Here is an 11,565-nt window from a genome sequence, read left to right on the forward strand (position 1 = left end):
TGTTATGACAATGCCGTCTTTGGTAATGGAGCACAATGTGCTGACTACCGGGGGAGAAGATCCATTGCTTCCCCAACTTCTGCATGCGATCAACCGTGCGACTGAAATAGAGATAGCCGTCTCATTTGTCCAACGGTCAGGTGTGGAGTTGTTACTCCCAAGCTTAAACGAGGCCATTGAGCGCCATAAGCACCAAGGTACGCAGTTGATATTGCGTATTCTCACTTCAGATTATCTGCATATTAGCCATCCGATAGCTTTGCGGTATCTACTGGCATTAGAGGGTGATGGGGTCGAGGTGAAAATATTCGAGTCCCAAAACCAGAGTTTCCATCTTAAATCCTACATTTTCGTGCGGTCTGATTCTAATGATCTCCTGATGGAAGGGACCGCATTTATTGGCTCCAATAACATCAGTAAAACGGCACTGACTGACGCCCACGAATGGTGTTTGCGCTACGACTATCAACCGCCAGAGGATTCGTATCCAGCACAGCAGTTTGCCAATATTCGTAATCAATTTGATCGCTTATTTACACACCCGTCAGCAAAGCCTTTGACTGACGAGTGGATCTCCCGTTATTTGCAAAACCGTCAACCACCCAAACTGGCATTGGTGGTAAGCAATGGTTTGATTGATGCAGACGAGGAAAAGGTCGGGCCTAATTCTGCGCAAATTGAAGCATTGGAAGCCCTCCATCAGACGCGCTTGGCGGGTAATGTACGGGGGTTAGTGGTACTTGGCACCGGAATGGGAAAAACATGGCTGTCAGCGTTTGATGCCAAGCAGGTGGCGGCCGAGCGGGTGTTGTTTGTTGCTCACCGGGAAGAAATTCTGACTCAGGCGCAGAACACCTATACGAAACTGTGGCCAGAAAAGTCATCGGGTTTCTATCATGGCCAAGAGAAGGAGCTCGACAAGGAGATGGTCTTTGCGTCCGTGCAGACATTGGGGCGCCAGCATCATCTTGATCGTTTTTCCCCTGATCACTTTGACTATATCGTGATTGATGAATTTCATCATGCCAGCGCAAAAACCTACCTTAATATTCTCAATTACTTCACGCCGACCTTCTTGCTGGGTTTAACCGCCACGCCGGAGCGTACCGATCAAGCCAATATCCTTTCGCTATGCCATGACAATTTGGTGTTTGAGCGTAATCTGGTTCATGGTATTGATGAGAAAATTCTCGTTCCTTTCCATTACTTTGGGATCTGGGATGACGCTGTTGATTATCAAGAAATCCCCTGGCGTAACGGTAAGTTTGACCCACAAGCCTTAGATGCACAATTTGCGACCTTGCGCCGTGCACAACACATTTTCCATCATTGGAAACAGCATCAACAGAGCCGCACACTGGCGTTCTGTGTATCGAAAAAACACGCAGATTTCATGGCTGATGCGTTCAATGAGGCTTTTGCCGAGCAAGGTTTAAAAGCATTGGCGGTGCACAGTGACTCACCTGTGCGACGTAACGAAGCGCTTACCTTGCTCGATAAGGGGGAAGTACATGTGCTTTTCTCGGTGGATTTATTTAACGAAGGGACGGATCTGCCATCTATCGATACCGTGATGATGCTCCGTCCTACCGAGTCCAACATTATCTTCTTGCAGCAGTTGGGCCGTGGGTTAAGGCGACATGAAAGCAAGGCACATTTGGTCGTGCTGGATTTCATCGGGAACCATCGAACATTTTTGAATAAGCAGGAGGTCTTGGGGCTATCTTTGGGGCAACGCGCAGCTAGCAGTGCGTTACGTTCGTCATCCGGTGAGGCGCCACGTTTGGGGGCAGGGTGTTTTGTTAATCTTGACCCGCAGATTATCGCTTTCTGGGAACAGCTGTCTAAGCAGTACCGTAATACCGCCGAAGAAGATTACCTGAACCTTGAGGGACATTTAGGCCATCGACCTCAAGCTGTTGAGTTTTACCGAGCGGGCTATGATTTAGCCAAAGTAAGCAAGCAGCATAAGAGTTGGTTTAGCTTGGTCGCACAGCATTGTGAGAGTGACACGACACGCAATGTGATTGCACGTCATCATGATTTTCTGTTTAACGCCGTTCAGAAAGCCAGTATGACAAAGTGCTTTAAGGCGGTATTGCTTGAAGCCTTTTTGGAGCTGGATGGTTTCCAGACACCACCGACTATCGAACAATTAGCGGCACGTAGCTGGCAAGTACTTTCTTGTTATCCGCGCTTACGAGAGAGAGATCTTAAACCCAAAGAGCAAGCGCTGTTGGCAACCGATAAGCAATGGGTGAAGTATTGGCATGCTAACCCAGTTAACGCTTTCATCGGAAAGAACAGCAAACAGGCTGATGCTTGGTTCAGGCTTGAGGGGGAGCATTTTTGCGCCAACTTTGAGGTATTACCGAGTGAGGCGGCCATTTTGCACGATTTGGTCAAAGAGCTGGTGGATTACTTACTTGCAAGATATACCGATCGCGACAGTACACCAGCTATTGTCACCAACCAAGTAACAGAGCAGGTATCCAATGTGACAGCTTTGGATTCGGGAAAGACAGAAGTACCAGAAAAGGCGCAAGTGTCTCTGCCATATTATCCGGATCTGAAAATTGCCTGTGGCCATTTTAAAACGGGGCATCATGATGAGTGTGAGTTGATGGCGGTTGATCTTATGAATGTTGATCCTGAGCGTCATTTCTTGGCTCGGGCATCCGGTAATTCGATGAACGGTGGTAAGTCACCGATCTATGATGGTGATTTGCTGTTGCTCGAATTAGTGACCCCCTCCAGTGCCGGGTCGATCACGGGGACGACAATGGCTATCGAAATCCAAGATGAAAGCGGAGACAACCAGTACCTCTTACGCGTCGTCAAGAAAGACAAGCAGGGCCAATATTGGCTGAAGGCCAATAACCCTGATTATGCCGACATGCCTGCTAACGAGACGATGAAAACCTTTGCGAGGTTGAAGCAGGTGGTGAGGTAAATCATAGAGGGAGAGTGGTCAATCACACGTTTTTTGCATCGATTTGCTCAAACACAGATGCCAATTTTCAGGTAAGACAAAGTTACTCGCCCTATGCTAACGTTAAACAAGAATTTCAGCCTTCTTAAGAAAAGAACATCCTATGAATAACAAGCCATTAGCAACGCTCACTGACGAACAAAAAATCCTGATTGAACAATTGGCTACAGATAAAGTGAACTCGATGAACAGTGACCAATACTTATGTGATCGTATTGATGAAAAAGTATTGGAAATGGAAGAGCATATCCAAGCGTATTTTCATGAACGCTTTCATTTTCATATGAAGAAGCACGAACAAAAATAAACGCTGGGTAAACGAAAAGTTATTGATATTCAGAGGCTGCATTGTGCGGCCTTTTCTTTATGTGTCAGGCCTTGTGCGTTAAGTCACTCTGAGCATTGAATGTGAAGCGGGATAGCTGCCAATTACATGTTTGGTGGGGTAGATAAGGGCTGTGATGATACGGCCATAACGTAATACAAGAGGATTCTATGTATCCTTGGGTGTACTCAAAGCACTGCGTTAAGCGGAAGATAGCAGAGATACAAAAAGGGCCAACTCTTTCGAGTTGGCCCTTTCCAAACGTTTGGTGGGCTGGCGTAAGTTGAATTGATAATTTAATGTTTTGATTTTACTGTATATATTTCAGTTTGATTTTTCTTGGTGTACCGAGTGGTGTACCTATTTGTCATTGTGTCATGATTTTATTTGTTTTTTTGCGTATTTCTTCGCTTTGTATCACTAATTCGAGTTCCCTTACATGCTGGACACCACTTGCCCTGTTTGACATTGTCTGGGGTCGCTTCAAACAAATGACCTAGCCGACACTTCCAAGTAAGTTTTACTTTTGCTGCCAGATATTGTTTGGATAGGCATTCTCCTCCATGTTTAATAGCATATTGATGGCATTGTTTTAATGCTTTATTTGAGCGCTCTAGCTTTGCACAGTGCTTGCACCATTGGCGTTTTGCAACCGCGAAACTAGCTTCAAAATTGTGCCCCGCAGCGCAGCGCCATCGCATTTTCTTTGATCCACCTACATAGCGTTCAGAAATAATTACTCCACCTTTAGCGTTTGCTAACTCCCGAGCTTTGTCGATACCATTGGACAATTGCTCCGCCAGTCGAAGAGAACTGCACTTTGGACACCACATCCCATCCCTGATATACCTCACTTTTGTAGTCCAAGTGTGACCAACTAAGCACTTGAGAGTGATTGATGCTTGAGGGTGGGGGGACTTACATTCGATAAGCTGTCCCCCTTGAGAGGTGACTTTGTCATAAATAGCTTCTAATGTGTTGTTTCTACAGTTACAAGTTGGACACCAACGGCCTTTGTTTATCGTCGCCAAGGTTGCTTCCCATTTGTGACCTTTCCCACATTGCCAAAGGAGTTTCTGTTTACAATGGTCATAACTTCTTGATAGCAAAAGCCCACCGTTTTTTGTGGCAATAGCTTGTAAACTTTCGAGTGAGGTTCTTCGGCTATCGCTCGCCTTCTTTGCACCACACTCATGGCACCAAGCACCACTGTTTATCTGGAAAGGTGTAGTTTGCCACTGGTGGCCCTTTTGGCATTCAAAGGTTAACTTTGTTGTCGCATTTATGTAGTGTGGGCTGATGACCTTACCCCCTTTATCTGCACAGATTTTTTGAAGAGATTTATATAAATGGTTTTTTGCTTTGTATGCTGGTGACAAGTCGATCTTACAAGCCTTTTGTTCTGGGGTAAGGGTTATGCCTAACTTTTCACACTCACCAATAATAAAAGATTGAATATCATTAAGAGGTAATCTGCTAAAAATGTCTGGCACTTGTATGAGCTTTATTCCTTGTTCCTTGCATAATCTAGCCTTATCGATATCATCTAATTTGCGTTGAGAGAGTGCTTCTGTAGTCTTAATAAAATGAGTTTTAAGGGAATAATGTTGTTCGCCTTCATATTCAAAGGCGACCCCAATTTTTTCCGCATATCCGTCTAGTTCCATTTTATTCCCCCGATCATTAACCAGCCAATCTGGTCGGTATTTCACGAAAGTTTCTCCGAATATCTGCTCAAAATGGGCCTTAGTTATGCGCTCACCAAGTCCTGCTGAGCAGTATGGACACCAACTGCCCGCTAATATTGATGCAGCCACTGCTTTCCAATGGTGACTAATGGAGCACTCCCAATCCATTGGAGTTAAATTGTTTTTGTACGTCGCCGATAAACATTTCCCGCCTCGTTCATTGGCGAGTGAACGAAGTCGAGACAGATTTATTGAAGCCTGACCTGCACAAACTCGACACCAGTGCCCTTTTACGAGCGTGTGAGCCGTTGGATACCAGACGTGTCCATATGCACATTCGACTTTTAATTTTTCAGATGGATTTTTCATACTAGTGGAGAAGCACCGTCCCCCCTTACTCTCTATTAAGGCTACTACCGCATTAAACTGTAGGTGTTCACCTTGCTTGCACACAGAACACCATGTCCCGTTTTCGATCGAACGCAAGGGGGCGCTCCACTCGTGGCCATGCTGACATCGCCACAACAGCTGAGAGGTCTTATTCACATACTCAGTTGATAGGCACTCACCTCCTTTTTGTTTGGCAAGTACCTGTGCTTCATTTAAAGTTTTGCGTAATGTTCCTGCACATTTCGGACACCATGTCCCTTTTTTGACTTTATATGGTGTTGCTTGCCATTCATAGCCACAAGCGCATCGCCAAATCAACTTGGTGTCAGTATTGATGTATTGTGTTGATAAGCATCTCCCCCCACGGAATGAGGCAATTTTATGCATTTCTTCAATGGTAAGTTTTGTTGGCTTATTGCAGGTTGGGCACCACGTGCCTCGCTTGACTTTATCAGGACTTGCATACCAGGTATGTCCATGTGTGCATTGCCATTCTAGCTTGGTTTTGGCATTCACATATTTATCGGAGAGTAATCGACCATTATGTTTAGCTGCGATTTGATGCATTTCCTCTGTAGTGCCGCGTTTAGGTTGGTTGCAGGTTGGACACCATCGGCCTTGCTTAATTTTGGTGGATACCGCCTCCCAAACGTGCCTAGCATGACATTGCCAGCGCATTTTAGTGGTAGAGCTTTCCCATTGGGTAGAAAGACATTTCCCACCTCGTTGGAGGGCGATCATTTGAAGAAGCTTAATCTCTTCTATAGGATTGGTGATTTTCGACATAACAAGTTTACCTTGTGGTCAAAGATTCCCAATTTCCGTATAAAAGCAGGGGATGTGTTTACAGTATGGATTTAGACTCAATGTCTGTCCTGTTTTCGATGACTTTTTATTTTAAATAAAGTGCTCTAGTTGGTGGTGTTTGGGCTTTTGGAGGAGATACAAACCCCTGTTCAATAAAGGGAGGTGCCGGGGTTTGGTTCTTATTTTGAATAGAAAATGAGTGAAGCGTTAGTGATATGATTCGCTCTAATAAGATTTGATGAAATCATCACATCTGGTTGCTGGTTAAGCAAAAGGTTGTACATAAAGGGAAATGAGTAAGTTATTTAAATTAAAAAATTTTTTCACGCTAGATGAGGCTACAAGGTACCTGTCTGACTCATTAGAAGAGCCCGTGTCTTTATCTGATATCTATGGATTGGCAATGGATAAGCATTTGACACTTTCTGTGCGGCTTATAAATCAAGCCCTTGCAATCAAGGGGCGAATAGTTTCTGGTCAGGATGGTGATTCGGTTTTGTTGGAAACCGATTTAGTAACAGGTGAAGTATTAGACGAGCCATATTCTGTTTGTATAGATGATGATGCTGTTCCGATAGATGGTAACAAGTGGTTTTTGTTTGATGGAAACGTTCATGTCGTCGATGGTATATGGGATTTAGCCATGATAGGTGTGGAATCTCTAGAAATTGAGCGACTATATCAAAATGAAGTCAATGGGCCGGAGCCTATTGTTACAGATGCACAGGGTCTTTATCTAAAACAAGGGGAGGTGGTTTGCAGGCTTCAAAAAGAGTCTTTGGATAAAACTGAAGAAAATTTAGCAGAGATTCAAAGTGGACTGGAGTTCATTTTAGAGCCCAAAGGTATTTCCGTTGATGATTTCCTCGCACGTGATGGTGATAATTTATATGACGATTTGACTGATGATGAAGTTGATAATATATCGTTTTTATTCAGTCTTATGAGGAACCAAGTTGATGGTATAGGAAATTACGAAGATTCTTGTTGTCTCACTGATCATAGCTGCCAATATGTAATCAAGACGAACGAACTCACACGTTTTGTTCAATCATTACAAGATGATCCCCTTACTCTCACTCATGAAGACAAACCACTAGCAGCAAGAGAGCGTAATACATTACTTACTCTTATTGGGGCGCTTTGTAAGCAGTTGGATATTGACCCTTCAGCGCGTGGAGTAACTTCCGCTGTACAGTCTATGACAGAACTGGCAGGTGCCCCGTTATCTGATGACTCTATTCGTAAAATACTAACCCAAGTAGAGCCCGCGCTAGAAAGAAGGCAAAAATAACAAAACCTAATTAGGAATTTGGTTTCCCTTGTTAGGATTTACCAATGCATCATTTCAATAACCTCTTGGTCATCCGATAAACGACCAAGAGGTTTTTTAATGTCTAATAAAATCATCCGTCTGCCAGAAGTTATTCAAGAAACTGGCCTATCTCGCAGCACCATTTACTTACGTATGTCCAAGGGGGATTTCCCTCAATCGATATCTCTGGGAGATCGTGCGATTGGGTGGCTTCAAGAAGAGGTTAATCAGTGGTTAGAACAGAGAATAGCAGCCAGCCGAAATTCTGGAGTTGAGCATGCGTAACGACCAGTTGTTTTTAGACCAATGCTTGCTGTATGTGCGATGTGTGCAACTTTCCATTTGTATTTCACAGCTCATCATCTGGAGGGTCTATGGCTGCTAAGCGATTGAACCCTAGGCTAGCCAAAATTCACCGTAGTTACACGGTGGAGGAAGTTGCGAAGTTGTATGGTGTGCATAAAAAGACGGTGAGAAATTGGATCAGACATGGCCTACCTGTGTTTGCTGAGGTTCGTCCTCTCCTTATTTTAGGAACAGATCTAAGGTTATTTCTTCAACAACAGAAGGACAAACAAAGGAGTCAATGTAAGGAAGGCGAAATGTATTGCTTAAAGTGTAGAGCACCAAGGAAACCGAACCCTGAAACTGCAAAATTTATCCAACCAGAAAATGGCATTGGGCGTATGTTTGCACGTTGTAATGAATGTGATTCAAAGATCAATCGATTCTTCAGTTGGAGGCAGTTAGAGGCAATTCGAAGAGAGTTTCAGGTGGAAAGTGCCGTAGGCACAAAAACACATAATTGTGAGGGTTTGCCCTCTCCTAAATTGTCCCTAGCTTGAGGCATCGAAGATCATGAAAAAACACAACACAAGTAACGTTCGCGCTATCCGAAATTATTGCGAGTTTTTGAGAGAAGCTAAACGACTTAGCGACGTCTCTATTGATGGAGTTACTAAAGCAATTAATCGTTTTGAGGTCTACACAAAATACAAGGATTTTAAGCAGTTTCATCGCCAACAAGCAGTTGGATTTAAGAAGTATTTGGTGGAGCAAAAGAATGTAGTTACGGATACACCGCTCAGCAAAGCAACAGTGCATACAACGCTACGTCATTTAAAAACATTCTTTCAGTGGCTAGCACTTCAGGATGGCTACCGTTCTCGCGTCAATTACAGTGATACAGAGTATTTCAACCTCTCCGAAAAGGATGCTCGGATTGCTAATGCAAAACGCAAAAAGCCTGTGCCGAAGATTGAGCAGGTCAATAAAGTTCTAGAGGCAATGCCGAGCATAACCAGTATTGAAATGAGGGATCGCGCACTGGTGGCTTTCACATTGCTAACGGGAGCCCGCGACAGTGCAATCGCTTCGTTGAAAATCAAGCATGTGGATGTGGCGGAGCAAAGCTTGTATCAAGATGCCAGAGAGGTAAAGACCAAGTTTAGTAAAACCTTTACGACTTACTTTTTCCCGGTAGGAGAGCGACCTCAACAGATTTTCACCGAGTGGGTTAGCTATTTAATGCACGAGCTGTCATTTGGCCCCGATGATCCTTTGTTTCCAAGAACCAAGGTGAAGAATAACCCAAGCCGGAAGTTTGAATCGATGGGACTAACACGAGAGCACTGGACTACAGCTGGGCCAATAAGGCGGATTTTTAAGCAGGCTTTTAAGCTAGCGGAATTGCCTTACTACAATCCACACAGCTTTCGCAACACGCTGGTTCGGTTAGGAGAGCAGCTATGCTGCAATGCGGAGGAATTTAAGGCTTGGAGTCAGAACCTTGGGCATGAAGGTGTTCTCACTACTTTCTATAGCTATGGTGACGTTGCTGACTATCGGCAAGCTGAGCTACTCAAGAAACTAGCAAAGCCGAAGCCAGAAACTAATGATTCAGATGCAGCTCTTTTACAAAGGATGCTAGCAGCTGCAAGAGAGCAGGGAATTTAACGTAACGTCTATTTATGGCTGGTATCAAAAAACATTCGTATGTTGATACCAGCTTTTATTTTACTTTGTGGGTATCATCAAACTAGGGTTGTTGATTTGTGATACCAAAGATATATGATGCCCCAGTATTTGATACCAAAACTAAGAATGAGTAACCAATGCGTATATTTGCTTATTGTCGTGTTTCTACAACCGAACAATCTACAGAAAACCAAATCATTGCTATTCGCCAGAAAGGGTATGAGGTTTCAGATTCTCGCGCTGTTAGCGAAACTGTTTCTGGTTCAGTTGAAGCGATGAAGCGAGAGAAGTTTCAGCTCTTGATAAACCACCAGATGGAAAGCGGAGATATGCTGGTGGTTTTAAAGTTAGACCGTTTAGGGCGAGATAACATTGATGTTCAAAACACTATCAATCTACTTACTGACAAAGGCATGAAAGTTGTCTGTTTAGATTTACCGGTAGCTGACCTATCAAGCGCAGAGGGAAAGCTGATGCTGCAAATGTTTTCTGCTTTTGCTGAGTTTGAGCGTAATCGGATTCGGGAGCGCACGAAAGAGGGATTGGTTCGGGCTAGGGCTCAAGGTAAAAAACTTGGAAGACCTTCTGCTCGAACTACGACACTTTCAGTACAGGCTAAAAAAGCAGAAGGGTTGTCGCAACGTAAAACAGCTGAAGCCTTGGCAATTGGGATAGCTACGGTGAAAAGGCATTGGAATAAATTAGACTCCTAGTTATAGGAGCCTATACGTAATTGTCTGAGCGTCTATGAAATACTCTAATTTTGTCTCTTCTTGCTAGTTAGATAAATAGTTAACTAGCAATGCTTTTCTTATTGCTTAATTATATAACGAACGGGTTTTGTCAGCTTAGTTAACTTATCTTCTTTAACCAATAATGCTAACCAAGCAGCAGCTTGACTTTTTGATACATTGAGTTCTTCTGCCACTTCTTTTTCGTTCATTGGTTTGTCTAACATTTCTATTAGTAAACTTTGTACGACGGTGTAAAGCCTTTCTCTCAAGCTCTGTTTAGGCTCATTGTTTTCTGGCAGCTGAACATTGTGTTCCATTGATTCTGAAACATCATGTTGTGGGAGGTTATCAAACAAAGACCCAGTTACATGCATCGAAGAGTTATGCTTTTGAATATGTTGTCTCTCGATAAGTTCAGCCATTTCTATTGAGGTAGATGGATTCGGCCAAGAAATCGCACCTTTGTTCCTGAGAGCATCTAGCCCACTACTTGCTGAGCCGGATGAACGAACGTACACAGGAACTAAGTTTAAATTATCTAACTGCTCAGCAGCACCTGCCCATGTACCACCTTTATTGACTGTTGCGTCTACTACTAATGCTGCTTGCGATAAACCATAGATTAGTTTGTTTCTTTGCATTGAATGACCAACATTAAATCCTGCTTTAGGGTCATAAGCAGAAACAAGGACCAGTTTTTGGTTTAAGATATGCTCCCTGTTATCCCTATTAATAGCTGCTTGTTCTAGATTTTCAGCCATCACATTACAAACAACACCACCAGCTAACTGAGCCCCAGTCATAGCTGCTAGATCTACTCCCTTTGCTCCTCCAGAAACGAGAGTTTTCTGTGCTGTTGCACATAAACGACCAATCTCATTAGCGTAAACCTGCAGTTCATTATCTGATTTTCTTGGTCCCACGACGGCAAGGCCACCTGTTTCCAATAGGCTTGCATCACCACAACCATATAGCAACGCAGGAGCGTTCTCTCTTAGAGATCTTTTTAGTCTCATAGGGTATAGCGGGTCTGCTCGACTGATAACCCAAATAGAACGAGCTCTCCATTGTTCTACGACTTGGCTGAGTAAAAAGCCTCGTCCAATTAATCGTGTAATACGATCTGTATCGATGATATGGCTGCAGCTTTGTATTAGTTCTTTCGCATCGTTAGTTAATAAGTCAGAAGGCTGACGCTTTATTTCTCTCAAATAGCGAGCAAGCTTTTTATATTCATGTGGCTTAATCAGATCTACTGATTTTTCATTGCGCCCTGCAATAAGTGGCGCAGTGAGTAGCAGGATAGCCTGAGTATTGGGAGATAGGGAAAAAGTCAT

9 protein-coding genes are annotated in these 11,565 nt (G+C 43.6%); 7 read left to right on the plus strand and 2 right to left on the minus strand.

Annotated features, from left to right (window positions below; all coding sequences use genetic code 11):
• The first annotated feature begins 4 nt into the window (after positions 1–4).
• Positions 5–2,953 carry a DEAD/DEAH box helicase family protein gene (locus ACSF8X_RS05380; protein WP_500850863.1) on the plus strand — a complete coding sequence of 983 codons (2,949 nt, stop codon included), beginning with the start codon at positions 5–7 and terminating at the stop codon, positions 2,951–2,953.
• 142 nt (positions 2,954–3,095) lie between these two features.
• Positions 3,096–3,299: a hypothetical protein gene (locus ACSF8X_RS05385; RefSeq protein WP_047874412.1), complete on the plus strand. Its 204-nt coding sequence runs from the start codon at positions 3,096–3,098 to the stop codon at positions 3,297–3,299.
• A 401-nt stretch (positions 3,300–3,700) separates the two neighbouring features.
• Here the strand turns inward: ACSF8X_RS05385 and ACSF8X_RS05390 are convergent, their stop codons facing one another.
• Positions 3,701–6,181 (minus strand): hypothetical protein, encoded by a 2,481-nt coding sequence (locus ACSF8X_RS05390; protein WP_500850864.1) that lies wholly within the window; start codon positions 6,179–6,181, stop codon positions 3,701–3,703.
• Positions 6,182–6,605: 424 nt separating this feature from the next.
• Here ACSF8X_RS05390 and ACSF8X_RS05395 point away from each other — a divergent pair, with 424 nt between their 5' ends.
• From ACSF8X_RS05395 to ACSF8X_RS05415, 5 genes are all read left to right on the plus strand, one after another.
• A complete protein-coding gene (locus tag ACSF8X_RS05395) occupies positions 6,606–7,496 on the plus strand; it encodes a hypothetical protein (RefSeq protein WP_500850865.1) in 891 nt (296 codons plus the stop codon).
• 99 nt (positions 7,497–7,595) lie between these two features.
• A complete protein-coding gene (locus ACSF8X_RS05400; RefSeq protein ID WP_500850866.1) occupies positions 7,596–7,802 on the plus strand; it encodes a helix-turn-helix transcriptional regulator in 207 nt (68 codons plus the stop codon).
• 89 nt (positions 7,803–7,891) lie between these two features.
• Entirely contained in the window at positions 7,892–8,362 is a 471-nt protein-coding gene (locus tag ACSF8X_RS05405; RefSeq protein ID WP_500850867.1) for a helix-turn-helix domain-containing protein, read from the plus strand.
• A 13-nt stretch (positions 8,363–8,375) separates the two neighbouring features.
• Positions 8,376–9,473 carry a tyrosine-type recombinase/integrase gene (locus tag ACSF8X_RS05410; protein ID WP_500850868.1) on the plus strand — a complete coding sequence of 366 codons (1,098 nt, stop codon included), beginning with the start codon at positions 8,376–8,378 and terminating at the stop codon, positions 9,471–9,473.
• A 158-nt stretch (positions 9,474–9,631) separates the two neighbouring features.
• Complete coding sequence (locus tag ACSF8X_RS05415; RefSeq protein WP_500850869.1) at positions 9,632–10,207, plus strand: recombinase family protein; 576 nt, start codon at positions 9,632–9,634, stop codon at positions 10,205–10,207.
• Positions 10,208–10,305: 98 nt separating this feature from the next.
• Here ACSF8X_RS05415 and ACSF8X_RS05420 read toward each other — a convergent pair whose 3' ends face one another.
• The gene (locus ACSF8X_RS05420) at positions 10,306–11,565 is read right to left on the minus strand and encodes a DNA-processing protein DprA (protein WP_500850870.1); all 1,260 of its coding nucleotides are present in this window, start codon (positions 11,563–11,565) and stop codon (positions 10,306–10,308) included.

The sequence above is a fragment of the Photobacterium panuliri genome (genome assembly GCF_059920555.1).